Source organism: Fibrella aquatica (genome assembly GCF_041321135.1).
Taxonomy (GTDB): Bacteria; Bacteroidota; Bacteroidia; order Cytophagales; family Spirosomataceae; genus Fibrella; species Fibrella aquatica.
In genome coordinates this window covers 697,597-723,399 of the sequence record NZ_JBGGWF010000001.1, presented here as the reverse complement: position 1 = coordinate 723,399, position 25,803 = coordinate 697,597, and the positions used below count along the sequence as shown (strand labels likewise).

At 49.5% G+C, this 25,803-nt stretch carries 22 protein-coding genes; 12 read left to right on the top strand and 10 right to left on the bottom strand.

Going from position 1 to position 25,803, the window contains the following annotated elements; all coding sequences use genetic code 11:
* The first annotated feature begins 9 nt into the window (after positions 1-9).
* The 4 genes from ACAW87_RS02700 to ACAW87_RS02685 all read left to right on the top strand — a co-directional run bounded on the left by ACAW87_RS02700 (position 10) and on the right by ACAW87_RS02685 (position 3,644).
* Positions 10-1,101, top strand: a complete 1,092-nt coding sequence (locus ACAW87_RS02700; RefSeq protein WP_370721603.1) for an AI-2E family transporter — start codon at positions 10-12, stop codon at positions 1,099-1,101.
* 133 nt (positions 1,102-1,234) lie between these two features.
* The gene (locus ACAW87_RS02695; protein WP_370721602.1) at positions 1,235-2,089 is read left to right on the top strand and encodes a sterol desaturase family protein; all 855 of its coding nucleotides are present in this window, start codon (positions 1,235-1,237) and stop codon (positions 2,087-2,089) included.
* Between the two features lie 78 nt (positions 2,090-2,167).
* Positions 2,168-3,262, top strand: a complete 1,095-nt coding sequence (locus ACAW87_RS02690; RefSeq protein ID WP_370721601.1) for a Gfo/Idh/MocA family protein — start codon at positions 2,168-2,170, stop codon at positions 3,260-3,262.
* A gap of 139 nt (positions 3,263-3,401) precedes the next feature.
* Positions 3,402-3,644, top strand: a complete 243-nt coding sequence (locus ACAW87_RS02685) for a hypothetical protein (protein ID WP_370721600.1) — start codon at positions 3,402-3,404, stop codon at positions 3,642-3,644.
* 21 nt (positions 3,645-3,665) lie between these two features.
* Here ACAW87_RS02685 and ACAW87_RS02680 read toward each other — a convergent pair whose 3' ends face one another.
* The 5 genes from ACAW87_RS02680 to eno all read right to left on the bottom strand — a co-directional run bounded on the left by ACAW87_RS02680 (position 3,666) and on the right by eno (position 8,310).
* Positions 3,666-4,235: a hypothetical protein gene (locus tag ACAW87_RS02680; protein ID WP_370721599.1), complete on the bottom strand. Its 570-nt coding sequence runs from the start codon at positions 4,233-4,235 to the stop codon at positions 3,666-3,668.
* A gap of 107 nt (positions 4,236-4,342) precedes the next feature.
* Positions 4,343-5,917 carry a 2,3-bisphosphoglycerate-independent phosphoglycerate mutase gene (gpmI, locus tag ACAW87_RS02675; RefSeq protein ID WP_370721598.1) on the bottom strand — a complete coding sequence of 525 codons (1,575 nt, stop codon included), beginning with the start codon at positions 5,915-5,917 and terminating at the stop codon, positions 4,343-4,345.
* 125 nt (positions 5,918-6,042) lie between these two features.
* Entirely contained in the window at positions 6,043-6,531 is a 489-nt protein-coding gene (locus tag ACAW87_RS02670; RefSeq protein WP_370721597.1) for a low molecular weight protein-tyrosine-phosphatase, read from the bottom strand.
* A gap of 105 nt (positions 6,532-6,636) precedes the next feature.
* Positions 6,637-6,945: a septum formation initiator family protein gene (locus ACAW87_RS02665; RefSeq protein WP_370721596.1), complete on the bottom strand. Its 309-nt coding sequence runs from the start codon at positions 6,943-6,945 to the stop codon at positions 6,637-6,639.
* An 87-nt stretch (positions 6,946-7,032) separates the two neighbouring features.
* Complete coding sequence (gene eno / locus ACAW87_RS02660; protein WP_370721595.1) at positions 7,033-8,310, bottom strand: phosphopyruvate hydratase; 1,278 nt, start codon at positions 8,308-8,310, stop codon at positions 7,033-7,035.
* A gap of 225 nt (positions 8,311-8,535) precedes the next feature.
* On the opposite strand from eno, the gene ACAW87_RS02655 reads away from it, so the two are divergent.
* From ACAW87_RS02655 to ACAW87_RS02645, 3 genes are read left to right on the top strand one after another with little or no spacing between them, the layout of a single operon-like run.
* The gene (locus tag ACAW87_RS02655; RefSeq protein ID WP_370721594.1) at positions 8,536-12,279 is read left to right on the top strand and encodes a tetratricopeptide repeat protein; all 3,744 of its coding nucleotides are present in this window, start codon (positions 8,536-8,538) and stop codon (positions 12,277-12,279) included.
* A gap of 21 nt (positions 12,280-12,300) precedes the next feature.
* A complete protein-coding gene (locus tag ACAW87_RS02650; protein WP_370721593.1) occupies positions 12,301-12,744 on the top strand; it encodes a hypothetical protein in 444 nt (147 codons plus the stop codon).
* A 59-nt stretch (positions 12,745-12,803) separates the two neighbouring features.
* Positions 12,804-13,394, top strand: coding sequence for a Uma2 family endonuclease (locus tag ACAW87_RS02645; protein WP_370721592.1), 591 nt, complete (start codon positions 12,804-12,806; stop codon positions 13,392-13,394).
* 8 nt (positions 13,395-13,402) lie between these two features.
* Here the strand turns inward: ACAW87_RS02645 and ACAW87_RS02640 are convergent, their stop codons facing one another.
* Together ACAW87_RS02640 and recG are read right to left on the bottom strand one after the other, a co-directional pair.
* Positions 13,403-14,191 (bottom strand): transposase, encoded by a 789-nt coding sequence (locus tag ACAW87_RS02640; RefSeq protein ID WP_370721591.1) that lies wholly within the window; start codon positions 14,189-14,191, stop codon positions 13,403-13,405.
* Positions 14,191-16,299: an ATP-dependent DNA helicase RecG gene (gene recG, locus ACAW87_RS02635; protein WP_370721590.1), complete on the bottom strand. Its 2,109-nt coding sequence runs from the start codon at positions 16,297-16,299 to the stop codon at positions 14,191-14,193. The genes ACAW87_RS02640 and recG overlap by 1 nt, the downstream gene beginning before the upstream one ends.
* A gap of 101 nt (positions 16,300-16,400) precedes the next feature.
* Here recG and ACAW87_RS02630 point away from each other — a divergent pair, with 101 nt between their 5' ends.
* From ACAW87_RS02630 to ACAW87_RS02610, 5 genes are all read left to right on the top strand, one after another.
* Positions 16,401-17,303, top strand: a complete 903-nt coding sequence (locus ACAW87_RS02630) for a DUF1338 domain-containing protein (RefSeq protein WP_370721589.1) — start codon at positions 16,401-16,403, stop codon at positions 17,301-17,303.
* 23 nt (positions 17,304-17,326) lie between these two features.
* Positions 17,327-17,536: a hypothetical protein gene (locus tag ACAW87_RS02625; RefSeq protein WP_370721588.1), complete on the top strand. Its 210-nt coding sequence runs from the start codon at positions 17,327-17,329 to the stop codon at positions 17,534-17,536.
* A gap of 203 nt (positions 17,537-17,739) precedes the next feature.
* Positions 17,740-17,904 (top strand): PIN domain-containing protein, encoded by a 165-nt coding sequence (locus tag ACAW87_RS02620; protein WP_370721859.1) that lies wholly within the window; start codon positions 17,740-17,742, stop codon positions 17,902-17,904.
* A 190-nt stretch (positions 17,905-18,094) separates the two neighbouring features.
* The gene (locus ACAW87_RS02615) at positions 18,095-18,934 is read left to right on the top strand and encodes a sugar phosphate isomerase/epimerase family protein (RefSeq protein WP_370721587.1); all 840 of its coding nucleotides are present in this window, start codon (positions 18,095-18,097) and stop codon (positions 18,932-18,934) included.
* A 92-nt stretch (positions 18,935-19,026) separates the two neighbouring features.
* Positions 19,027-21,168, top strand: a complete 2,142-nt coding sequence (locus ACAW87_RS02610; protein ID WP_370721586.1) for a S46 family peptidase — start codon at positions 19,027-19,029, stop codon at positions 21,166-21,168.
* Between the two features lie 91 nt (positions 21,169-21,259).
* On the opposite strand, the gene ACAW87_RS02605 is transcribed toward ACAW87_RS02610, so the two are convergent.
* From ACAW87_RS02605 to ACAW87_RS02595, 3 genes are all read right to left on the bottom strand, one after another.
* Positions 21,260-22,954, bottom strand: coding sequence for a S41 family peptidase (locus tag ACAW87_RS02605; protein ID WP_370721585.1), 1,695 nt, complete (start codon positions 22,952-22,954; stop codon positions 21,260-21,262).
* A gap of 106 nt (positions 22,955-23,060) precedes the next feature.
* Positions 23,061-25,034: an acetoacetate--CoA ligase gene (locus ACAW87_RS02600; RefSeq protein ID WP_370721584.1), complete on the bottom strand. Its 1,974-nt coding sequence runs from the start codon at positions 25,032-25,034 to the stop codon at positions 23,061-23,063.
* 75 nt (positions 25,035-25,109) lie between these two features.
* Complete coding sequence (locus ACAW87_RS02595) at positions 25,110-25,709, bottom strand: YcxB family protein (protein ID WP_370721583.1); 600 nt, start codon at positions 25,707-25,709, stop codon at positions 25,110-25,112.
* Positions 25,710-25,803 lie beyond the last annotated feature (94 nt).

The following is a 25,803-nucleotide window of genomic DNA, read 5'->3' as shown; positions in this document are numbered from 1 at the left end:
TTCATTGCTATGGCATCTTCTACTATCTACACGCCGAAACAACAGCGTATTCTTCTCATTGCCAGCCTATTAATTTTAGGAGGCTTCATTATTGCGGGGCTCCGTGGGTACGTATCGGCTTTCTTCGGAGCGGGTATACTCTACGTTATCTTCCGTCCCCTCTTTTACAGTCTGGTCTACCGTAAAAAGTGGAATCGGACGCTGGTAACTACCGGTATCATCATCTTTTCGCTGTTTGTTATCGTACTGCCCTTTATCGTGTTGAGTTTTCTGCTCATCGATCGAATTCAGTATTATTCGCAGCATACCGACCAGATTTTGGGTCTGGTGAAACAAGCTGAACAGTTAACCGGCTTCAAGATCACCAGTCAGCAGAACATTCAGAAGATATTGCAACAGGGCGGCACCTTTGCTTCCCGTCAATTGCCTTCGCTTGCTGGTGGCGCGCTTGACTTTCTGGTCATCATTGGCCTGATGTTCTTCACCCTGTTTTACATGTTTTCGGATGAAGAGTCTTTCCTGGAAGGTTTACGCAAGCACCTGCCCTTCAAGCGGGATACACTGAAAGAGTTAGGTGAGCAACTCCGTAACAACGTAAACGCCAACGTATTGGGCCAAGGCATTGTTTCATTGGTTCAGGGCATTCTCACCGGTGTAACGTTATTGATCTTCGGCGTTCCCGACGCGGCATTCTGGGGTACTGTGGCTTTTTTCCTGGCCTTCATTCCCGTACTGGGTACGCCGCTTGTTTGGTTACCCGCCGGCCTGATTCAGCTTTCGCAGGGCAACACCACGCAGGGCGTTGGTATTCTGCTCGTAGGTGCCATCGTGATCACCAATATCGATAATCTGCTTCGTATTATGCTGGCCAAGCGCATGGGCGATGTGCACCCGCTCGTCACGCTGGCGGGTATCGTAATTGGTGTACCCATCTTCGGCATCCTGGGTCTGGTAATTGGGCCAACCATTCTCTCCTTTTTTATTGTGCTGATGCAGGTCTTCGCCAAAGAGAATAAAGACTCCCGCGAAGAAGTAGCACAAGATGAAGCCAGACTAACCGAACACGCAGAGGTGAAAGCTGAGAAGGCGGTGAGGGAATAAAAAAGAAGTTCAAAGTGCCAGATTCAAAGTCGCTCTGCTGATTAGCAACGCGACTTTGGACTTTGAATCTGGCACTCTGAACTTCTTTTTTATACTTATTTTGCGAAATAATCCAACAAAACCAAGCTTAGTCATGGAGCATATCGTTGATTATTTCGCACATATACCATCGTCCCACCGAAGTTTGATACTGGTGGGTGGTATTTGCTTTTTCTGGCTGATAGAAAGTATCGTCCCGCTTGTTCGGTTTGATTATCAGAAAACCCGGCATGCAGGCATTAACTTCTTCTTTACGTTCACTACCATTCTGGTCAATTTTTCACTGGCGTTCATCCTGGTCAAAACCAGCGACTGGACCGTGGCGAATCAGTTCGGGCTGTTGCAGTGGTTATCTCTACCAATCTGGGCGCAGGCTATTGTTGGTTTGCTGTTGCTTGACCTCCTGGGGGCCTGGCTTGCGCATTGGAGCGAACATCAGGTTAAGTGGATGTGGCAGTTTCACGCTGTTCATCATTCCGACAGGCACGTTGATACCACTACGGCCAACCGGCATCATCCCGGCGAGAGTGTGATTCGATTTCTGTTTACGACACTAGCCGTAGTCATCACCGGTGCCCCCATGTGGCTGGTGTTTATGTATCAGGCTTTTTCGGTGCTACTGTCGCAATTCAACCACGCCAATATCGAATTACCACGCTGGGCCGACCGGGTTGTCAATTGGTTACTGGTGACGCCGAATATGCACCACGTTCATCATCATTACGTGCTGCCCTACTCGAATACCAATTACGGGAACATATTCTCTGTCTGGGACCGACTTTTCAGCACATTCGCCGTTCGCCAAGGCAAAGACCTTGTTTACGGCCTGGACACCCACCCAGATCCAACTGGGCATAGTCATATTGTCGGAATTCTAAAGGCACCGTTCCAGGCTTATCGGGCACCCGTTGGGGAAAATCAGGTTGAACGATCAACGGTCGACGTTTAATGTTCCTATGCTATATTGAGAGTATTCTCGCTGGCAACGTAACTTTAAGCACTAAACCTCAAACGCTAAACGCATATCATGACTTCCCGTCGTACCATTCTCCAAACCCTGTCGCTGGCCTCGGCTTCAACGCTCATATCGCCGCACACGTTACTGGCGGCTACGTCGCCTAAGAAGGATAAGCTGGGCGTGGCTCTGGTTGGCCTGGGTTACTACAGCACCGATTTACTGGCTCCGGCGCTTCAACAGACTAAAAACTGCTACCTGGCTGGTATCGTAACAGGTACGCCCGCTAAGGCAGAGGCCTGGAAGAAAAAATACAATATTCCTGATAAGAATATCTACACCTACCAAACCTTTGATCAGATTGCCAACAACCCGGACATCGATGTAATTTATGTGGTGTTACCGCCATCGATGCATGAAGAGTATGTAGTGCGCGCTGCCAAGGCAGGTAAACATGTTTGGGTTGAAAAACCGATGGCCGTAACGGCAACAGAATGCCAGAATATGATTGATGCCTGTAAGAAGAACAAACAGTATCTCTCTGTCGGTTATCGCCTGCATCATGAACCTAATACCCAGGCGTACGTCAAATACTTACGTGAAGGAAACATCGGCAAGATAAACATGGTGAACTGCGCGGCGGGCTACTACGATGCACGAACCGATCACTGGAAGCAGAAGAAAGAGATGGGCGGCGGTGTTATGTATGATATGGGCGTGTATGCCATTCAGGGAGCCCGCTTAGCTACCGGCGAAGAACCGATTGCACTGACTGCCCAGCAGTACACGACCCGCCCCGATGTGTATAAAAACGGGCTGGATGAAACCAGCATGGCCCAGTTGGAGTTTGCGAGCGGTGCACGTGCTATGATCCAAACCAGTTATGGTATGAACATGAACTTTCTGCATGTGACAGGGCAAAAAGGGAAATTAAAGATGGAGCCTTACTCAGATTATAATGGCGTAAAAGGCGAGGGCAGTAAAGATTTCAAAACCGACGTTCCCTACAAGACACCGATGCAACAGACCATGCAAATGGACAATGACGCTAAAGCCATCATGTCGAACTCACCGGTGCTTGTTCCCGGCGAAGAAGGGCTAGCCGATATTCGGGTTGTCGAAGCGATTTACAAAGCCGCCAAGTCAGGCAAGCGGGTGACGATGTAATATAAGTTTCAGGTTTCAAGTTTCAGGTTTCAAGTGCGCTGCTGATCAAGCCTTTGGCTGAAAAGCGAAGCACTTGAAACCTGAAACTTGAAACCTGAAACTTTTTTTTAGCCTATATTCGCTATGAAATCGCTCTTTTATGACACCAGCTCACTTTACCAGCCTCGATACCGACGACCAGTTGAACGCCCTGTATTTCGAGGCAAGCATTCTGGCTAATCGGTATGAAGACGATTTCATCTACCTCCTCTACAGCCTCGACTCATTCTACGTGGAGGTTCGTCATGACGCTTACACCAATAAGGTGAAGCAGATTTCGGCGTTCAAATCAACCGATAAGCTGGAACCGTACCTCCCTTATTTGACGGAGGTTTCCAATTAACGCATCAGCATTCCAGGTACGTTACCGCAACACCGTTCCCTCTACATCGAAAGTGTTCTTATCGGAAATGCTCAGGTGCTGAAAGCCCTGCAACCGGTAGTGGACGATTCCCCATGAACCGTTAGCCCTCGATCCATTATCCAGCCTGATCCTTCTTTCCGAAGTGTATAATAGATTCTCGGTAGCCAACACAGCATCGATATGGTGTGGTTGGCGCGTAGCCGAATCGAGCCTGACCGTCAATGATCGGACGGTTAGATTTTTCTCCGTTGGTTTTAACGTATACTGATACGTCAGGGAGTCGGGCCGAGCAATGGTGTAACTGTTACGCAGGGCAGGCTTGTTGATATCTGCCTGCGCGAACAATTCCAGTTCACGGCTCCAGTTGATAGTACTGGTTGTCTGCTTCTCCACTTTATCGCCCATCTGCGACCGTTTAGTCACTGTTGGCTTTTGCTTCGACAATACATCAATCTGACCTTTAACGAATCCAGCTACATCAAAATAGACGGGTTTTTCGGTGCGCTTGGCCGTACCGTCTGAGCAGGCGGTAATCGATAAAGCGGCCAATAGCAGGAACGCGTATTTCATAGACAAAAAAACCGCCCGCAGCGGTTGTGAGCTACGGGCGAGTTAGTAGAACGTTATACAGAAATAACAGCGGTCAGGTACGTTGCGTTCAGTGAACGACAGCGTGCTTAGGACAACAAACTGGTACCCGTCATTTCGGCGGGTTTTTCGATACCCATCAACGCCAGAATGGTAGGGGCAATATCGCCTAGCTTACCGTTCTTCAAGGCGGGCTGATACTCATTGTCGACCAGAATGCAGGGCACCAGGCTGGTTGTGTGCGCGGTGTTAGGCGAACCGTCGTCGTTAACCATGTAATCGGCGTTACCGTGGTCGGCAATGATGATCGATGTGTATCCGTTCGCCAAGCCCGTTGTCACTACATCACGCGTGGTGGCGTCAACGGTTTCGGCGGCTTTCACTACCGCTTCGAATACACCGGTGTGGCCCACCATATCGGTATTGGCAAAGTTGAGGCAGATAAAATCAACCTCCCCTTTTTCTAGCTCTGGAATAATGGCATCGCGAATGCCATAGGCCGACATTTCGGGCTTCTGATCATACGTTTTCACTGGAATCGTGATTTCTTCGCCCTGTTCGTTGGTGATGATCATTTCTTTGGGTGATGGCACCAGCAGACGCGACTCACCGACAAAGGGTTCTTCGCGGCCACCCGAGAAAAAGAACGTTACATGCGGATATTTTTCGGTCTCGGCAATGCGTATCTGCTTGCGGTTGGCTTCGGCAACAACTTCACCCAATGTTTTAGCCAGATTATCTTTCTCGAAAATCGCTTTCACGCCCACAAACTCACTGTCGTAGTTTGTCATGGTGATGTACTTCAAATCGAGCTTGTGCATGTTTTGCTCCGGGAAGTCGCGCTGCGTTAGGGCTAATGTGATTTCGCGACCCCGGTCGGTGCGGAAGTTGAAACAGATCACCACGTCACCATTCTCGATCTGAGCTACGGGAGTATGGTCTGCATTTTCCATCACTATCGGGTTGATAAATTCGTCTGAGACACCCGCCTCATAGGAGTCCCGGATCATCTGGAATACACCATCACCCTGCGCCCGGTCGCCAATGGCATTCACCATGGCATCGTACGCTATTTTAACGCGCTCCCAGCGGTTGTCGCGGTCCATCGCGTAGAAACGGCCTACCACAGTAGCCAGTTTTCCGGTTGTACTGGCCATATGTTCGCAAACATCAGTCAGGAACCCCAGCCCACTCTTCGGATCAGTATCGCGTCCATCGGTAAAGGCATGAACAAATACATCGTTCAGCCCCTGCTCATGGGCGATAGTCAACAGGCCTTTCAGGTGCGTTATGTGGGCATGAACGCCACCGTCAGACACCAACCCGATCAGGTGCACGTTCTTACCATTCGCTTTGGCGTATGTCAGCGCATCGGAGAGTACAGGCTCTCTTTTCAGGGTATCATGCTCAACGGCCAGGTTGACTTTAACCAGGTCCTGATATACGATCCGGCCTGCGCCAAGGTTCATGTGGCCTACCTCTGAGTTGCCCATTTGCCCGGCAGGCAAGCCAACAGGCAGACCCGAGGCTTCGAGCGTACTGTGCGAGTAACGGTTCCAGGCATCGGTAACAAACGGTGTTTGGGCCGCTGCCAGCGCCGACCGGTCGTTCTGGGTGGTCATGCCCCAGCCGTCCATGATGATGAGAATGACTTTCTTATTCATAAAGAGGGAAAGAATGGAAGAGATAAAGAGGAAAAGCTGCTTACGCCATAGACAATGCCTGCGAGAGCAGCTCTTGTTCCGGTAGGCGTACCACTCTTTTACTCTTTATCTCCTTCACTCATTAGTTAAAGGTTATGTCGTCTCTGGATGTATGTCAGTAATTCCTCGCAGCATCGGCGAACAATCTGGTAGACCTCCTCAAAAACCTCCGGACCTTCGTAGTAGGGATCCGGTACACTCGGTTGGTCACTAACCGCCGGGTCGAATTCGCGAAGCAGGAATATAGTATCATCGTGAACCAGACCAACTGAACGTTGACTAAGTTTCATAACCGACTCGAAGTTGGCTTCGTCCATCGTGATGATGTACGTAAAACGGGCCAGGTCTTCGCCGATCATTCGGCGACCACGGTGGGTTAGCGTTAGCCCATGCGTCAGGGCATTTTGGCGGGTACGCAGGTCAGGCAACTGCCCAATATGGTACGATGACGTACCTGCCGAATCACAGTCAATTTGCCCGGAGAGGCCCGCCTCATCAACCAACTGCCGAAATACTCCTTCTGCAACCGGCGACCGGCAAATATTACCCAGACAAACAAAAAGAAGGGAAATCATAGCGTAGAATTAAGAATTAAGAGTTAAGAATTAAGAGTTGCGCTGCTTACCCACCAGTTGACTGAGAAGCAGCGCAACTCTTAATTCTTAACACTTAATTCTTAACTATTTTTCAATCGGTTCACCGTTTTCGTCGACGAGTACGTACACGTCTTCGTTACGCTTTTTCATCAGGTATTTCTCGCGGGCGTATTTAACGCGGAGTTGTTGGCTGCCAAGCACTTCTTTGCGCTCGGCCTTAACAGCTTGAATTCTGTCCTCGAAATAGGCCTTCTCTGCTTCCAGTTCCTTCGCCTTCCACCAGTTACGAAACTGCGAACGGAGATCGTTGGCGTCGAAAAACATCATCCACAGCAATAACCCCGCACCCGTCAGGATGTAAAAACGATAGCGATTGTTGAGGAGACGGTTCATGGGAGTTAAGAATTAAGAGTTAAGAATTGCGTTGCTACGGCACGTGTGATAACCATAGCAGCGCAATTCTTAACTCTTAACTCTTAATTAAAATTTTAATCCTGGGAAATAGGCCATTTCGCCTAGTTCTTCTTCGATACGGAGCAGTTGGTTATACTTCGCCATCCGGTCTGAACGAGAAGCCGAACCAGTTTTGATCTGACCGGTGTTTAGGGCAACGGCAAGGTCAGCGATGGTTGCATCTTCTGTTTCGCCTGAGCGGTGCGACATGATGTTTTTGTAGCTGCTGCGTTTCGCCAGATTCACGGTGTCGATGGTCTCCGTCAACGAGCCGATCTGGTTTACTTTCACCAGAATAGCGTTGGCAATACCCTTATCGATACCTTCCTGAAGGCGCGTTACGTTGGTTACGAACAGGTCATCGCCCACCAATTGGGTTTTGGTACCCACCAGTTCAGTCTGCAGTTTCCAGCCCGACCAATCGTCTTCAGCCATACCGTCTTCAATCGACATAATGGGGTATTTCGACACCCAGTCAGCCCAGTACTGCGCCATTTGGGGTGACGTCAACTTATCGCCAGTCGATTTCTTGAAGTGATATTCTTTGGTTTCAGCGTTGTAGAACTCAGACGCGGCGGCATCCATGGCAATCCAAACGTCTTCGCCCGGACGGTAACCTGCCTTCTCGATTGCCTCGATCACGATCTGAATCGCCTCTTCGTTCGATCCGATGTTTGGGGCAAAACCGCCTTCGTCACCTACGTTGGTGCTCATGCCTTTGCCTTTCAACACTTTCTTCAGCGTGTGGAAGATTTCGGTACCCATACGCAGCGCTTCAGCGAACGTTGACGCGTTGGCGGGCATGACCATGAACTCCTGGAAATCGATTGAGTTATCGGCGTGTGAACCTCCGTTCAGGATGTTCATCATTGGCACGGGCAACGTGTTGGCGTTTACACCACCGATGTAGCGGTATAGCGGCATGCCACAGTCGATGGCAGCGGCTTTGGCAACGGCCATCGATACGCCCAAAATAGCGTTGGCACCCAGACGACCTTTGTTCGGCGTACCATCCAGTTCCAGCATCATCCGGTCGATCATACCCTGATCGAATACCGACATACCTACCAATTCAGGATAAATCAGTTCGTTAACGTTTGAAACGGCTTTCAATACGCCTTTGCCAACATATACTTTGCTATCGTCGTCGCGCAGTTCAACGGCTTCGTGCGTACCTGTCGAGGCACCCGATGGAACAGCAGCGCGGCCCAGGGCACCAGTTTCGGTACGTACGTCGACCTCAACGGTCGGGTTGCCACGCGAGTCAAGAATCTGGCGGGCATGGATGCTTTGAATGGTACTCATTGTGCTTTACGAACAAAAATTTGGATTAATCACCTAACAACAACTGAAACCGAGCCGAATGCCCTTTTTCACACCACAAATAAACGCAAAAGCCGGGGAATGAGGAGGATTGTCATCCGGGCTTTCGTGTTAGAGGGTCAGATACGTTACTATTTTCATCAAATAATAACTTACTGATAGAGTCTGGGCTGGAAAGACGGCCCAAGTTGATTATATTTACTGTAGATGAATCCACAGAAAAATATCAACTACGGCACGATCACATCAGATGGTGCTATCCATATCGGAGATATTCATTATACAATTGAGGAGCGATTCATCGATAGTCATAGCGTCCTGTTTCTACGAATCGATAAAACTGAGGATGGCTACGAGGCCTTATTATCGGCAAAGAATGCAATTACTGGCAGTATAGCCAACTATGACGTTCCCATATCCGTAGCAATACCTACTGGTTTATTTGAGCAGGTAGACGAATTCCAGCTAACAAGGCGTAAGATTGGTGGTACAACACGCTATGGTGCTACACTACCGCAACATCCTGAGCAAAGCGAAGCTGTACTGGCAGATGCGTTGTACAATACATTCTGGACAGGCGAAATACGGACAGTTTGTGAGCGATTTATCACACTCCTTCAACAACGCAAGCTAGCCGAACTGCTACTAGTCATCTCAACAGATGATGCCAATCTGCATCAATTGCCTTGGGAGATGATCCTGCCCCGTCTCTCAGGGAGCGCAGGTACGTTACCACCAAACAATTTCGGGTTAGTGCGGAGTCACCTCACAACCCTGGACGATTTCAACCAACAAGGACCCACTGACCAGCCTGCTCCACTAAAATTGCTTTTCATTCCGTCTCTGCCCGAAAACATGGCGGAAGGGCATAAGCAATTAGAACTGGAGAAAGAACAGCGTCTAATCATACAAGCCGTTCAAGGTCTGGATAGCTCAACACAGCCTAAGCTTGTAGTGGACATTCTAGACTGTGCCAGCCTAGCCGAAATTGAGAAGGCCCTTACCAGGCGTAGTCATGACATTGTTCACATAAGTGGACACGGTGCTTTCTTGACCGACCAGCAGCAAGGCGTGTTGTTTATGGAAGATGAAGACGGCAACGAAGAGATCGTGACGGGCAGCCAATTAGGTACGCTGTTGCGCAGGTTTGCTTCAGTTAAGGTGCTAGTACTGAGTGCTTGCGAAACGGCCGTTGGCGACGCCACAGGTAGCTTAGCCCGGCAGATGGCCAACGTTGGCATTCCGGCGGTAGTAGCCATGCGTTTTTCGGTGACCGACGAAGCGGCGCGACAACTGGCAGAGGTGTTTTATAGCAGGTTAGCCACTGGCGATTCATTCACGAAAGCGGTACATGATACTCGCCACGCTCTTTGGCAGCGGACTAGTGAGCAACGTACCCAGAACCCCCAAGCACCTATTCCAGCAGAGTGGTTTACGCCTGTGGTTTTCCAAAATCAGGGAATAGGCGCGTTACTTAACCCGCAGCGTAACTACGACGATCAGGTCCGCAAACGGTTTTATCCACCCCTTACATTCATCCGGAGCCAAAACACACGGTTAATTGGCGAGGACTTCATTGGTCGGAAGCGCGTACTTATTGAATTACGGCAAGCTTTCCGGCAACACAAAGCCGTTTGTATACATGGTATGGGTGGCTTAGGCAAGACGACAACTGCTGAGGCATTTGCTCATAATTACCGCTCTCAACAGGGTGGCCACGTACCCACGTTACTGTTCCGCGAAGGCAATTATCCAATCGAAGAGTTCAGCATTCTGCAACGGTTAGTTGCCAACTGGAAACTCAAAGAAAGGCCAGATGAAGGCTTGATAGCTGAAATAGAGTTTACGCTAAAAAATCCTAACCTGTCGGTCCTTGACAAGCTACAGGCTATAATGACTACTTGTCTTCAAAACTTGCCGACAATCCTACTATTCGATAACGCAGAGGATATCCATGATGAAAATGGAATCATCAAATCTGCTGAGTTACACGACTTTCTTCGCCAATTAGTCAAGAAAATCCCACGCAATTGCCACGTCTTATTTACAACTCGTTACCGACTGACTGATTTACAAGACTGCTTAATGCATTTGCCTATTAGCAAGATGACTTATGCTGAGCAGTACCGCTATATTCAGTCGTCGGAGCAACTAAATCGGCTCACCCGCGACCAGCATAATTTACTTTACCAACGCTTTGACGGATTACCACGTGCCTTTGAATTTTTAGAGACCGTTTTAATTGATCAACCTGATTTCAACCTTGATCATTTAAGCCACGTTGAGGGACAGATATTAGAAAACCTATTGCTAAGCGAACTCTTCAACAGCTTGAATACAACTGAGCAGCAATTGTTCACGCAAGCTTCGGTGTTGATCGGTCGTGTATCAATAAAGGCTCTTTCTTACGTATTAGAAAAATCGGAAGAAGAACTATCACTCGCACTAATTTCACTACAACAAAAAGCTATTGTCTTTCTTTACGATAAAACGTTCGAAATCCACCCTCTCACACGGAGATGGGTTCAAATACATCACGATATAGATCATTATTTAATTAAATCACTTGCACATAGAGCTGGTATATTCTACGAGAGAGAGCCAGAATGGAATAGTGCATTCGCCGCAAAACACTACTTCGAGGTAGCACAAGCTTGGAATGAATATGCAGATCTAACTTTAAAAATAGCTTCTTCTTACTCTCATTCTGGCATGCACCAATATGCTATACTATTTAGTGAAGAAATAATAGCGAAAAACATCTCTTCAAGTTTTAATCTAAGTGCAATTAATCATTTATCAAGTATTTATGTTAAGATAGGAAAATATGACAAGGCGCTTCAATTTGCCCAGAATAGCCTAGAAATTAGCAACAAAATAGGTAATTATAAAGCAAAAAGTGATGCATTTCACCTAATTGGAACTATTCTCAATTTGCAAGGAAAATATGAAAGTGCAATAAAAAACCATGAATTAAGTATAGAGATAGCTAAGTACTTAAGGGACAAATCGTCAGAAGGAATTTCTCTCAATAACATAGGTCAAGTATATATGAGATTAGGAAGAATGGAAAAGGCGGAGAAAAGTTTTAAAGAAAGTCTTAGTATAGCTACGTCTCTCGACGATGAAAATGCACAATCTTCGGCGTTAAATAGTTTAGGAGCACTCTCTCGTGTTCAAAGAAATCTCACTGAAGCTGTAAAATATTATACGGAAGGATTACTATTAGTTAAGAAAAATTTAAATGTATATGGTAAAGCTGCACTTCTCGGCAACTTAGGGCAAGTTTATGAACAAATGCGAGAATTTAAAATGGCTTTGGAAAAATTTGAGGAGAGTTTATTGCTATCCAAAGAGATTGGTGAAATATTTGGTGTTGCAAGTGTTTTAAATAACATTGGGCAACTCTACAATTCTCAAATTAATTATGAAAAGGCCTTGGCATATTCTTTGGAAAGCTTATCAATTAAGCAAAAAATTGGAGATAAGCAGGGTGAAGGAGTAACTTTAAATAACATTGGACAGATTTATGTAAAAGTAAAAGATTTTGACCTAGCTTTTGAATACCTTCAAAATAGTCTTAAAATTAGAATAGAAATTGGCGATATACGTGGGGAGGGTTTTACTTTGAGTAATATAGGCGATCTGCTATATATGAAATCTGACTATCAAAAAGCAATCTATCAATACCAAGCAAGTTTAATTAAGCAAGAGCAAATTAGCGACTCCGTTGGCATATCGAGTACACTATATAAAATAGGTGCATCTTACTATAATTTAAATAGAATCTACAAAGAAGCTATAGAAAATTTAATGAAATCTTTTTACATTGCTAGCATTTACAATGTAGCTGTCGCTTACAAAGCAGCTAACTTATTGGAAACTATAATTAGTGAAATAGGCAAAATAAAATACGAACAAATATTGCAGGATATCGCAACTAAAAGGTAAAGAGCCACAATGATTGAAAGCATGATTCCAGTAGCCATCAAATACGTGACTGATCTTCTCCTTGAAAACGAGGAGGTCAAGAAATTCCCTAAAGACTTCGTTACAGCGGGTATGTTGTGGGTACGTTCATGGTTTCTAAAAGAAGATGATCCAGTTACCAAAGGCATTATTGAGTCTGAGACACAGCCGACGGCGGTAAAAGAAGCGGTACTGGAAGCCAAACTGAAAGAGTTACTAAAAAACCCTCAGTTTGTACAGGAACTTCAGGCACAGTTAGCCACGTATGCCCAACACAGTCCTACAGCTAAAAATATCATTGACGGAGCAAACATTGACGTCACGGGATCAGTGCATATTGGCGACACAGGAATCACCGATGCAGCTACATACGACCAAAAAAACGTTGTCAAGAGTGGCTCTGTCATCAAGGCCGGAGGGGATTTCCGGCTGGGTGACGGACAGTAGTATTCGTACCTAAATTCGCAAGGGCAAGTGATTTTCGCCAATTAACCATATCATTTCCTATGATTACTGACCTTTCGCAACTCGACCCTAACGGCTCGTATGCATACAGTGATTATCTAAAATGGCGATTTGATGAGCGGGTTGAGCTGATAGGGGGACGGATTTACAATCTAACAGCGGCCTCGCCTACGCTTCACCAACGTATCTCTATGCGAATCACCGGCGAGTTGTACAATCATTTCCGGGAACGTACCTGCGAAGTTTTTCCAGCACCATTTGATGTTCGTCTGCCTAATCATGACTACGAACCAAGGTTTAACAACAAAGTCCATACGGTGGTGCAGCCTGACATTTGCGTCATCTGTGACCCCGCCAAAATCGATGAATTTGGCTGCGTTGGCTCACCCGACTGGATCATTGAAATCACCTCGCCGTCGACACATAAGAAAGATTTCAACGAGAAATTCGACCTGTACGAGTCAGCAGGCGTGCGTGAGTATTGGATAGCGGTTCCGAAAAGTGCCGAAATTTACGCCTATACGTTGGTGGGTAACCAGTATGAAGAAACGGCCGTTTATGAGAAAGGTAGCCGCCCTACCTCATCGCTATTTCCTGATCTCAGCCTAGATATTGACTGGATTTTTGGGTAGGTCACTGCTCACCGTACCCGATCTTCGGCCCAGCGCACCGGATTGGTACGTATATACTCGCTAATCTGGTTGTAAGCGGCTTCTGTCCTGATTATGTGCTCGTAATAATTACGCTGCCACAACCGCCGATCAAACGCCGGATAGCGTTCCTCCTTCACACCCCTGATATAATGATTGGTCGTACTCGCCTTAAACCACCCAACCACATCCGCTACGCTGGGTACGTTAGTCGCATCGGCATGATCAATCGCCGGATAGTTGCTATCATTGGTTTGATCAATCATCGGATCGTTGCTATCATTGGTTTGATCAATCATCGGATCGTTCATGTGTAGGGGCGGCCCATCGTGGTCGCCCGCTTTCGGGCCGATAGGACCGCTGAAGTTAAGCCAATCCGAATCGTCAGGCATTATTCCCAAATTAAGGCTATCGTCATCATGGGGTAACGTACTTGGGCGGCCCTGTCGGTCCGAAAGCGGGCGGCCACGATGGGCCGCCCCTACACATGAACGATCCGGCAACTGATCAAGCCGATAACCCAGTAGGGTGAGAATGAAATGGACGTGGTTGGGCATGACTACGCACGAGTCGATCAACGTACCTGGAAATTTGGCAGGAATAGCCAGGATACGTTCGAAAATCATTTGACCAGCCTCATTCAACAACATCGTCCCGTCGGTGATGCGGCCGAAGCGATGTTCTTTGTGCTGCGTGCAGATCGTGATGAAATACGAATCTGCGGAGGCGTAATCGAAGCCGTCGAGGCGGATTGACCGGCGACTAGAGTAATTCTCCATTAACTAATCCGGCTCCAGTCGGATTGGGTGCGGCCGATAGCGTCGATGTGATTGCGGATGGCGGCGTGTTCGGGGAGAATCAGGTTGGGATCGGTTTCCAGAATGATCTGCGCCGATTCGCGGGCAGCGGTCAACACGGCACCGTCTTTAGCCAAATCGGCAATCCGTAGATCCAGCAGGCCGCTTTGTTGCGTACCGGCCAGGTCGCCGGGTCCACGGAGTTGCAGGTCAACGTCGGCGATTTCGAAGCCGTTATTAGTGCGTACCATCGTCTCGAGGCGGACTTTAGTATCAGCGCTGAGCTTGTAGCCCGTCATCAACACGCAGTATGATTGCTCAGCACCACGACCCACTCGGCCACGAAGCTGGTGCAACTGCGAAAGACCAAATCGCTCGGCGCTTTCAATCACCATGACGCTGGCGTTGGGTACGTTTACGCCTACCTCGATCACCGTGGTGGCCACCAAGATCTGCACTTCGCCGTTAGCAAAACGGGTCATCTCGTAGTCTTTGCTGTACGAGTCCATTTTCCCGTGCAGAATACCGACTTGATACTTTGGCTGCGGGAAAGCGCGCTGAATCCCTTCGTGTCCATCCGTCAAATCCTTATAATCCAGCGTTTCCGATTCTTCGATCAACGGATAAACGACGTACACTTGCCGACCCAACTCGATTTGTTGCCGCATGAAACCGAATACCTCGGCCCGGTGCTTATCCGTTTTGTGCACCGTTTTAATCGGTTTCCGACCTGCAGGCAGTTCGTCGATGATTGAAATGTCGAGATTACCGTAGAGCGTCATGGCCAGCGTACGCGGAATGGGCGTAGCCGTCATAACCAGAATATGCGGCGGCACCACGGGGTTCTTAGCCCACATTTTAGCCCGTTGCGCCACCCCAAACCGATGCTGCTCGTCGATTATACACAGGCCCAAATTCCGGAATTGCACCACATCTTCGAGCAAAGCATGCGTACCCACCAGAATATGCATCTTCCCGGTTAGCAGTTCTTCGTGCAAGACCCGGCGGCGTTTGGTGCGTGTACTTCCCGTAAGAATACCGAGGTTCAAGCCCATCGCGTCGGCGAAGGGTTTCAGGCCGTTGTAATGCTGATCGGCCAGAATTTCGGTGGGAGCCATCAGGCAGGCTTGCGCCCCGTTGTCGATAGCCAGCAACATAGTAATGAACGCCACAATGGTTTTGCCACTGCCCACGTCGCCCTGCAACAGCCGGTTCATTTGCCGACCCGTCAGGCAATCTTTATGGATTTCACGGATTACGCGTTGTTGCGCACCGGTGAGCGGAAAGGGTAACAGCGTTTTGTAGAAGTGCGACAACAGGCTGGTTTTCTGGAAGAGCTGACCAGGATGTTCTTCTTTCTGGATCAGCTTATTCGAGATAAGCCGAAGCTGATTGTAGAACAGCTCCTCGAATTTCAGCCGCCGTTCGGCCTGCCGTAGCCAGGCGGGGCTTTGGGGCAGGTGAATGTTCCAGACGGCCTCGCGTTTACCCACCAACCTAAACTTCTCGATCAGACTAGCAGGCAGCGTTTCGTGTATGTGCGGCCAGGCCAACTCGAGTAACGACCGCATTGCTTTGGCCATCACCTTGTTGTCGATGAAGCGTTTGCGGAGCTTCTCGGTCAGGTTATACACCGGCGAGAGTGTGGCTTCGGGTTCCACGTCCGGGCGAACGGGATCGAGCTCGGGATGGACAATGCTGAATTTCCCCTGAAACTCCTGCGGCTTGCCAAACACGATGTATTCACCATCGCGCCGAAGCGATTTTTCGAGCCACGAAATCCCCTGAAACCAGACCAGATCCATGGTGCCGGTGCCATCTGTAAAATGCCCAACAAGCCGCTTTTTCGGCCCTTCGCCTTCCGTATGCCAGTCGCGGAGGCGACCACGTACCTGCGCCGATGGCATCGACTCCAGCAGTTCGCTGACGGTATAAAAGCGCGTACGGTCTTCGTACCGGAAGGGGTAGTACTGAATCAGATCGGCGGCTGTAAACAGGTGCAGTTCTTTATTCAGCAACTCAGCCCGTTGGGGGCCAAGTCCTTTCAGGTATTCAAGTCGGGTGTCGAAGAAGGTGGTACGTTCAGTCATGCGGGCATTGGGCAACTAACTGTAAAAATAACAGTTTACCGCTTGATGTTTGTGGTTTCGTGTTCGTAGTTTGTATCTCATTAACCGTTAACCAAACAGCCATGACTCCTCTCGACACTGTACTTGCCGGCCTGATGCGCCGGTACACTGAACGGGTTCCCGATGTAAAAAATATCCTGTATGCGCTTCAGCAACAGGGAGTCATTAACGCGCCGGAGGCCATTGAGAACGACCATATCGCTTTCCGGACAATGGGTGTACCTAACCTGGGGCTGGCTTCATTTGAGAAGATCTTCATGCATTACGGTTACGAAAAACGGGAGCCGTATAATTTCGCCGAGAAAAAGCTGAACGCTTACTGGTATTCACCACCTGCCGACCGGGCAGCTGATAACCTGCCCCGCATTTTCGCCAGTGAACTGCGCGTAAACGACCTCTCAGAAGAAGCACAGCAGATTATTCACAAATACACAGACACCGTCACCAGCGACCCGGTTGATGCGCTAGACCTGAACGATGGAGAGGCCGTTGACGCGTTTCTGCATCAGCCCCTCTGGAAAACGCCTACCCTGGCCGACTATAAAGCGTTGCTGGCCGAAAGTGAATATGCCGCCTGGGTGATTTACAACCGGTATTACCTGAATCACTTCACCATCAGCGTGCATAACCTGCCGGAGGGGTACAACACCATCGACGAATTTATCTCGTTTTTGGAGCAGCGCTGCTTTAAACTGAACTCGGCCGGGGGCATCATTAAGGTTAGTCCCGACGGTGGTTTACGGCAGGCATCGACGGTAGCGCAAATGGTCGACGCTAAGTTCACTGGCGGCGAAACCTTCCGGATTGCCGGTTCTTATGTTGAATTTGCCGAGCGCCGCATCCTCCCCGAATTCGCCGATTTGCCCGCTGATCAGATCACCCGGAAACACCGCCGCGACGGATTTGAGGCAGCCAACGCCGACAAAATTTTCGAGAGCACGTTCACAAAGCAGACGGGGTTATAAATCGTAAACTGACGGTATTAATTATGGAAACGCTAGTTATTGAAGTCCGTGATCAAAAAGGTATGGCCTTACTACGTGATCTAGAGGCATTACAAATTATCAGGGTTCTTGACCGCAAGCAGGTACACAAAACAAAAGCCGCCGACCGTTTTGCAGGAAAACTCTCGCCCGAGACCGCAGAACTACTCGACAAACACATTCAGCAAAGCCGCGACGAATGGGATCGTATCTAATCGATAGTAACGCCGTATCTCACTATTTAGCAGGGAAACTCTCGGAATCAGCCACGGATCTCATTAACCAGTTGGTTGATGAAGGTGCCGTCATTTCGGTTATGACTCAAATAGAACTACCAGGTTTTAATGCTCCAAAGTCTGACGCCTTGTTGTTTCGTGAGTTTATCAATGAAAGTGTAGTCATTGGTTTATCATAATCTATTGTAAATCAAACTATTGCTCTAAGAAAAGCAAGAAAAATTAAAGTACCAGATGCAATTATTGCGGCAACTGCCTTAGTAAATCAATTGACACTTATAACCAATAACACGAAGGATTTTCTGAATATACCAAGCCTGTCTATTTTAGATCCTCACACCATTTGAATCGACCGTATAGGGCCTTCTCATTCTTTAGAGTTTTATCTTTCTTCAAGCCACAGCTGAAATTGCCTAATCAGAGTAGCAACCCATTCGGCTTTGAACCGAAAAGCACCAGGGTAAATAGGTCACCAGCCATCGGTTAATATGCGGCGAAATTGGCTACTTTTAAACAGTCAATTCTAAACCGAGCCCTATGAAAATTTTTCCTTTTCTCTTGTTTGGTCTGTTCACCGTCAGCGCGTTGGCTCAATCGGCTCCGCCCGCGCCGGTAGGTCTTGGTCTGTACAGTTTCAGAGATCAGTTTAAAGCCGACGTACCTGGCACAATGGCCAAGGTAAAGCAGATGGGATTCCGCGAAGTAGAAGTGGCGGGCACCTACGGACTTTCCCCGGTTGCTTTCCGACAGGAGCTCGATAAAAACAACCTCAAAGCGATCAGCGCTGGTGCCGACTTCGACGATCTGGAAACGAACGTACCCAAGGTTATAGCCGAAGCCAAAGCTCTCGGCGTCAGGTATGTTGTTTGTTTCTGGATTCCTCACACCGCCGATTTGTTTACCATAGGCGACGCTGATCGAGCTGTCGAGGTATTCAACACCGCTGGTCGGCTATTAGCCGATGCCAAGCTCAGTTTGTGCTATCATACCCACGGCTATGAATTTCAGAAAATGCCCGATGGTCGCCCTTTTTTCGACTATATGGCCGAAAACCTAGAGTCGAAATACGTAAACTTCGAGATGGATGTGTTCTGGGTAAAATCGCCTGGACAAGACCCGGTAAAGGTGTTACAACAGTACCCCAAACGCTTCTTGCTGGCCCACCTGAAAGACCGCAAACCCGGCACACCCGATACGATGACCGGTCAGTCTGATATTGAATCGAACGTGGTATTAGGCGACGGTGATATTGGTATTGAGGCTTTTATGAAAGCGGCGAAGAAAGCGGGTGTAAAGTATTTCTTCATCGAAGACGAATCATCCCGATCTATGGAGCAAATGCCAAAAAGCATTGCCTTTCTGCGGGGCTTGAAGTAGCCCCGACCCTAAACCTTATATGTTTTATAAACCTGTAAGGTTTGACTAACTATTCAACTCACAGCCGTGTCAAAACGGCTTTTTCTGTCTCTATGATCTCCTTTAGGTCAACTCGAATTTCTATCTCAACAGCCCGCCCCGCCCTGGTGGGTTTGCTTACTGGTCTGTTGGCCACATCGCTAGGTTGGGCGCAAACCTCATCGGCTACGTTGAACCCCGATACCGTTCAGGCCGGGCCGTTCGATATGGGTAAAATGTGGACGTTCGACACACCGCCGACCGACTATTTCAAGAAAACCTACAACTTCACCCCCGACGCCAAATGGTTCGATGAAGTCCGGCTTGCCTCGCTCCGATTTGCCGATTATTGCTCGGCGTCGTTCGTGTCGGCCAACGGATTAGTCATGACCAATCATCACTGCGCCCGTGAGTCGGGAACGGGTGTAGCGCGTCGGGGTGAAGATCTGAATAACAATGGGTTCTACGCCAAAACGGCCGCAGAGGAGCGGAAGGTAGAAGGGCTATTCGTGGATCAACTGGTGAAGATCGAAGACATTTCGAAACGCGTGCAGGATGCCGTTACGGCCTCGGGCAGCGATGAGCAGGCTCAATTGCAAGCCCGTGAAAAGGTCTTCGCCGATATTAAGGAGGAATATACCGGCAAGGCAGAGTGGCAAGGGCTTGAGCTGCAAACCATTACTTTCTACGACGGAGGGCGCTACGCACTCTACGGCTTCAAACGCTTCAATGACGTTCGCCTCGTGTTCATGCCCGAACTGAATCTGGGCTTTTTCGGCGGTGACCCAGACAATTTCACGTACCCACGCTACGCGCTCGATTGTTCATTCTTCCGGGTGTACGACAAAGGCAAACCGTTGCAAACCACCCACTTTTTCAAATTCAATCCGAACGGCATTCGCGAGGGGGAACCCACGTTCGTGACCGGTAACCCCGGCAGCACCGAGCGCCTGAAAACAGTGGCCGAACTGGAATACGACCGTGACCTGCAATTTCCGTACACGCTCTCGTTACTCCGAAGCCGGTCAAATGCATTGCAGACCTACAACGCCACGGCTAAAAGCGACAGCGTGCTGAACGAAATTTTTAACCTCGAAAACAGCCATAAAGCTTCGAAAGGTCAACTCGATGGCCTACGCGACCCGTATCTGCTGGCCCGTAAGGCGGCTTTCGAACGAAAATTCAAGGCTGACGCGCAGAAGAAAGGTATCTCTCTGAAAACGTGGGACGATATTGCCGCTAACGTAGCCGACCTTCGAAAAGCTTTCAACGATTATACGTACCTGGCTCCTAACCCGATGGCCCTGGGCGAAACCATGACCTTTGCCATGACTCTGGGCTTTATCAACGCAGCCGTAACAGCCAATCCGGTGATTTGGGAGCAGGCCAAAGGCGTGTTGGAAGAACTGCCGAAACCCAAAAGTCGAGCATTGGAAGAGGCGTTTCTGGCCGCCCACATCAGCGAAGCACAGGCCGCTTTGGGCAACGATGACCCTTATGTGAAAGCCGCGTTGACAGGCCCAAACGGTCAGGTACGTTCTCCACGCGAAGCAGCGGCGGCTTTACTGGCCGCTACTAAACTCACCGACCGCAGTTTCGTCACACTACTGATGGATAAAGGCGCGGCAGCCTTGAACAGCAACACAGACCCACTACTGGCACTTGGCCGAATTGGTGGCAAACGTTTTCTGGCTGTCAACACGCTTGTTCGCGATCTGAACACCCGGCAACAGGTACTCCGCAGTCAGTTGGGGCGTGCCTTGTACGATACCTACGGCACAGCCGTTCCACCCGATGCTACGTTTTCGTTACGGATCAATGATGGTGTAGTAAAGGGCTACCCGTACAACGGAACACAAGCTCCCATAATGACCACGTTTGCCGGGTTGTATGACCGCAGTTACTCGTTTGGCAACAAAGACCCGTGGAAGTTACCCGCCCGCTGGGCCAATCCACCCGCCGCTCTACTGAAAGAGCCGATGTGCTTTATCTCGACCAACGACATTATTGGTGGCAATTCGGGCAGTCCGATGATCAACAAAAATCGGGAAGCGGTAGGGCTAGTCTTTGATGGCAACATGGAAAGTCTGCCCGGCTCGTTCATTTTCGTGCCCGATGCCAACCGCGCTATCTCCGTACACGCCGGTGGTATTATCGCTGCCATGCGCTACATCTACAAAGCCGACCGGCTGGTGCAGGAGTTGTTGAAAAAATAGGTTCAATGTTTAAAGTCCAAAGGTCTAAAGCTTCTCCGCTACGTGAAATCGGGCGAAGCAACTTTAGACCTTTGGACTTTAAACGTTGAACCTATTTCTTCCCTACCGCCTTCGGGCCGAATTCCAGTTCCTGAGCCTTATCAAAGAGGGTCAGGGCTTTCACGTAGGTGTTGTCGGCAGTGTTCATTACACGGTAGAACTCGTTGTTCTGACCGCCTTTATTCGCTCTCTGGTATACGTACCTGGCAATGAGCGCTTTGGTCTGGATGCGTATGTAATTCTTCGAGCGGGCAAACTCAGCAGCGTTGAACTTCACCCCATCGGCAATAGCCGCTTTGTTTAGTGCCTCCAGCTGTCCGTCGTTCAGATTTACGGCTTTATCGAACTCAGCAAACGGCATTTTCTCCAGCCGGGCCCGGTTCTCATTGGCGTACGACAGCGCGTATTCCCGGATAATGTTTTTGGCATATAACTGCCCTAAATAAGCCGTTTGCCAGCTTGAATCGCGGGGCACGAAATAATCGGGCGTAATACCGCCACCGCCGTAAACCGTGCGACCTTTATCAGTTTTGAACACACTTTTAGGATCATTCTTGATACTGTCGGCCACGTAATATTCACCACGTTTCGAACGTAGTTCGAGTTCTTTCTCGTAGTCACCCTCCTGCCCCATCACATAAGGTTTCTGGATACTGCGACCCGTTGGCGTGTAATAGCGTGAAATAGTGAGACGCAGTTCTGAACCGTCAGATAGTTGTACCGGCATTTGCACCAGTCCTTTACCGAACGACCGACGACCCACAATATAGCCTCGGTCATGGTCCTGCAAGGCACCGGCCAGAATTTCCGAAGCCGACGCACTGCCTTCATCGATGAGAACAATAAGGGCACCGTCTTCAAACTGCCCGTTCAATTTGGCAAAATATTTCCGATCATAACGGTCGTCTTTGCCATCCGTATACACCAGCAGTTTGTTGCCGTCGATAAACTCATCGGCCATGTTAGTGGCCCGGTCGAGGTAACCGCCGGGGTTGTTCCGCAAATCGAGCACGAGTTGCTTCATGCCCTGTTGCTTCAATCCAGTCAGTGCCGTTCTGAACTCTTCGTAGGCTGAATCAGAGAAGCGGTTCACTTTCAGGTAGCCCGTTTGCGCGTCGGTCATGTAAGCGGCATCAACGGCGTAGGTCGGAATTCGATCGCGCGTGACGGTTACCAAACGGGGTTTCTGCCCCTTCGACAGCACCATCAATCGCACCTCGGTACCCCGTTTGCCGCGCATGGCTTTATAGACTGCGCTGTTGTCTACGCCTTTCGCGGTAAGCGGCGTATCATCGACCTTCAGAATTTTATCGCCACTACGAATACCGGCCGCTTCGGAAGGACCACCGGCCAAGGGTGTAACCACGTAAACCGTATCGGCAAAAATATTGAATTCAACGCCAATGCCATCAAAGCCACCTTCCAGTTGTGAACGCGCCGCTACGGCGTCGGTTGGGTTCAGGTAGGCCGTATGCGGGTCAAGTTTTTCGAGCATCTTCGTGATCGAAAAATCAACCAGATCATCGGTATTGACCGAGTCGACGTAGTTATTTTCAATCAGTTGCAGAATCTCTTTGTATTTGGTGTAGCCTCGACCAATTGAGTTCAGGCCTTTTGTTCCACCAAAAAAAGAAGCCCCAATCAATACCCCGCCGGCCAGCGTAATACCCAGTAGCATGGGTAGCCGAACGATGGTGCGGTCGTTGGTGATCCGTTCGGGCGATGGCGTTGTGTTGTTGGTTGCCATTGGGTTGTTCATCAGATTGTTGCGTATAGATGCGTAACACTAATATACGCCAGTAATGTTTGCCTGATTACGGATAATCTGAGCGAAAAGAAAAGGTAGTGGAAAACTAGTGCATCAGCTGTTCAAAAGCCGCCAGCGAACCGGGATTTCGCATGGTATCGGCGCTTGCCACCCGGTCGGCCTGCTGCCCCATCAGAATTTTTTTCACCGGCGTTTCCATCTTCTTCCCGCTGATGGTATACGGCACTTCAGGAATCTGATGAATGCTGTCAGGTACGTGCCGGGGGCTATACTGGTTTTTCAACGTTTGCTTTATTTGTTTCACCAGTTCGTCGGTCAGCGATTGCCCGTCGCGTAAGACTACAAACAACGGCATCTGGTAACTGCCATCGGACAGTTCGATACCCACAACCAGGCTATCGGCAATATCGGGCAGACTTTCTACAGCCGAATAAATCTCGGCGGTGCCAATTCTTACCCCATCCCGGTTGAGGGTGGCATCTGACCGGCCGTAGATGATCACGCTACCCCGGTCGGTGATCTTGATCCAGTCGCCGTGCCGCCACGTGTCGGGGTCGTTCTCGAAATAGCTGCTTCGATAACGCTCATTGTTGGGATCGTTCCAGAAATAAATAGGCATCGAGGGCATCGGTTCCAGAATCATCATCTCACCCAGTGCTTCACGAACGGGTTTGCCCTGTTCATCATACGCCTCTACTTTACATCCCAGTAGACGACACTGAATTTCGCCCGCCACCACCGGCGCCAGCGGATTGCCGCCCACAAAACCACTGCAAACGTCGGTGCCGCCACTGAACGAGATTAGCCAGACATCGGTACGAACAGCCTCGTAGATCCAGCGGAACCCCTCGGGCGGCAGTGGCGAACCCGTTGCACCAATGCTCCGCAATGAGCGCAGTCCGGTAGCTTTACCTGGCTCAAGTCCCGCCCGCATACAGGCCAGGAAGTAAGCCGCCCCACCCCCAAAATGCGTGATCTGCGCCTGCTCAATGAGTTGCCACAGACGGTTCATGTCGGGATAGACCGGAGAGCCTTCATACAGTACCAGTGTGGCCCCCACCAGAAGCGAAGCCACCGAGAAGTTCCACATCATCCAGCCGGTGGTCGAATACCAGAAATAGCGTTCACCCGACTGCACATCCTGATGGAGCGCCAACGTTTTCAGGTGTTCGATCAGGCAACCGCCTACGCTATGGGTAATGGCTTTGGGCTTGCCCGTTGTACCCGACGAAAACAACACCCACATCGGGTGGTCGAAGGGAACGGGCGTGAAAGTTAACTCGGCAAACGGCGTTCTGAGTACCTCACTCCAGGCGGTAACGCCCACCGGAACAAGTGCGTCGGGGTTGAGAAAGGGCACCCAGATTAGTTGTTTCAGCGTGGGTAACCCCTGCCGTAACGTACCCAGATCGCCTGATTTATCAATTGCTTTGCCATTGTAGGTATATCCATCCGTCATGAGGAGCACCTTCGGCTCGATCTGCCGAAAACGATCCAGCACACTAGCCGTGCCAAAATCGGGCGAACAACTCGACCATACGGCCCCCAGCGACTGCGTGGCCAGAAAGCCAACCACGGCCTCGGGTACGTTGGGCAACAAAGCCACTACCCGATCGCCGACACCAACGCCCTGCTGACGCAAAAACTGCGCCATCGCCCCCACCTGATACGCCAGTTCAGACCATGATACGCTTTGCAGTCGTTTTTTTTCGGAAGCAAACAGCAGGGCCGGATGTTGACTGTTCGCATTCCGGAAAATATGTTCGGCATAATTTACGGTTGCGCCGGGGAACCAGCGCGTGCCAATCATGCCCTGCCGTGGCCGCTCAAGCACCTGCTGGTAGGGTGTATGAAATTGCAGATCGAAATACGTAGCGATCGACTCCCAGAAATCGTCCAGGTTCATCACCGACCAATTCCAGAGATCATCATAGTGACGCAGGTAGAGGCCCTGTTTCACGAACAGGTAATCGATATAGTGTTTCAGCCGGGACTGGTGCTGGAGTCGGGCACCGGGGGTCCAGAGAGGTTCATTGGGCGCGTGAGGAAATTGGGTCATGGGCAAAAAAAGAACGGGCTTCGACGTTCCTGAGAAGGTAACGCCGAAGCCCGTTCGGTTCGCGTATAGCTTGTGTTATTTGACCTCTTTCAATTCTTTAGTCTCTTTCACCTCTTCGATGAGCAGGCCTTTGCGGCGGAGAAGGAGATCCATGAACCGCTGGTCGCTTTCGCTGGTAAAAATGGAGTAAGGCAGGTACAAGAACTGCGCCCGCCCCATTTGCTTGGCCAGGTATTTCATAAAGAAATTCATGGTAGGGGTGTTGGCTCCGTCGAGGCCATTGCCCAACTGCAGCACATAGGCATTTTTATCCTTAACCGCAGCCTTGATCATGTCCCACTTCAGCATACCACCTTCTTTGGCGTTCAGCTTCATCATAATGTGGCGGCTGTCGATCTCATATACGTATTTTTCGAACATCGGTTTAAACTGTTCCGACTGCGAAACGCCCGTGAATTGTACCGCCCAAAACAAGACGTAGATAATCGTGAGCAGAATCACTACGACGTAGATCCAGTAATTGGGATAAATGCCCGTCAGGTTCAGAATGGCATTTATCAGAATCAGCGCCAGCGGTATCCCGCTCCAGAGCCAGTTGTCACGTACCCACTGCCGAATAGCTAAGTTGATGTACGTTTTTTGATCTAATGCGTATTTTTTGGTTTTAATGGTCATTGCGAACTTCCATAAAGAAAGTGCAAAGATAGGAGGAGTTAGTCGGAAAAAGTCGTGAGTGCGGAGTCTGGATAGGGTGTTTAGTGTTGATTGC

Excerpts from the sequence above, each read along its gene's own strand:
- ACAW87_RS02615 (WP_370721587.1), top strand. The coding sequence starts at position 18,095 with ATGAAAATTTTTCCTTTTCTCTTGTTTGGTCTGTTCACCGTCAGCGCG.
- ACAW87_RS02685 (WP_370721600.1), top strand. The coding sequence starts at position 3,402 with ATGACACCAGCTCACTTTACCAGCCTCGATACCGACGACCAGTTGAAC.
- ACAW87_RS02700 (WP_370721603.1), top strand. The coding sequence starts at position 10 with ATGGCATCTTCTACTATCTACACGCCGAAACAACAGCGTATTCTTCTC.
- recG (WP_370721590.1), bottom strand. The coding sequence starts at position 16,299 with ATGACTGAACGTACCACCTTCTTCGACACCCGACTTGAATACCTGAAA.
- ACAW87_RS02680 (WP_370721599.1), bottom strand. The coding sequence starts at position 4,235 with ATGAAATACGCGTTCCTGCTATTGGCCGCTTTATCGATTACCGCCTGC.
- ACAW87_RS02600 (WP_370721584.1), bottom strand. The coding sequence starts at position 25,034 with ATGACCCAATTTCCTCACGCGCCCAATGAACCTCTCTGGACCCCCGGT.
- ACAW87_RS02690 (WP_370721601.1), top strand. The coding sequence starts at position 2,168 with ATGACTTCCCGTCGTACCATTCTCCAAACCCTGTCGCTGGCCTCGGCT.
- ACAW87_RS02630 (WP_370721589.1), top strand. The coding sequence starts at position 16,401 with ATGACTCCTCTCGACACTGTACTTGCCGGCCTGATGCGCCGGTACACT.
- eno (WP_370721595.1), bottom strand. The coding sequence starts at position 8,310 with ATGAGTACCATTCAAAGCATCCATGCCCGCCAGATTCTTGACTCGCGT.
- ACAW87_RS02665 (WP_370721596.1), bottom strand. The coding sequence starts at position 6,945 with ATGAACCGTCTCCTCAACAATCGCTATCGTTTTTACATCCTGACGGGT.
- ACAW87_RS02595 (WP_370721583.1), bottom strand. The coding sequence starts at position 25,709 with ATGACCATTAAAACCAAAAAATACGCATTAGATCAAAAAACGTACATC.
- ACAW87_RS02640 (WP_370721591.1), bottom strand. The coding sequence starts at position 14,191 with ATGGAGAATTACTCTAGTCGCCGGTCAATCCGCCTCGACGGCTTCGAT.
- ACAW87_RS02610 (WP_370721586.1), top strand. The coding sequence starts at position 19,027 with ATGATCTCCTTTAGGTCAACTCGAATTTCTATCTCAACAGCCCGCCCC.
- ACAW87_RS02695 (WP_370721602.1), top strand. The coding sequence starts at position 1,235 with ATGGAGCATATCGTTGATTATTTCGCACATATACCATCGTCCCACCGA.
- gpmI (WP_370721598.1), bottom strand. The coding sequence starts at position 5,917 with ATGAATAAGAAAGTCATTCTCATCATCATGGACGGCTGGGGCATGACC.
- ACAW87_RS02645 (WP_370721592.1), top strand. The coding sequence starts at position 12,804 with ATGATTACTGACCTTTCGCAACTCGACCCTAACGGCTCGTATGCATAC.
- ACAW87_RS02655 (WP_370721594.1), top strand. The coding sequence starts at position 8,536 with ATGAATCCACAGAAAAATATCAACTACGGCACGATCACATCAGATGGT.
- ACAW87_RS02670 (WP_370721597.1), bottom strand. The coding sequence starts at position 6,531 with ATGATTTCCCTTCTTTTTGTTTGTCTGGGTAATATTTGCCGGTCGCCG.
- ACAW87_RS02605 (WP_370721585.1), bottom strand. The coding sequence starts at position 22,954 with ATGGCAACCAACAACACAACGCCATCGCCCGAACGGATCACCAACGAC.
- ACAW87_RS02625 (WP_370721588.1), top strand. The coding sequence starts at position 17,327 with ATGGAAACGCTAGTTATTGAAGTCCGTGATCAAAAAGGTATGGCCTTA.
- ACAW87_RS02650 (WP_370721593.1), top strand. The coding sequence starts at position 12,301 with ATGATTCCAGTAGCCATCAAATACGTGACTGATCTTCTCCTTGAAAAC.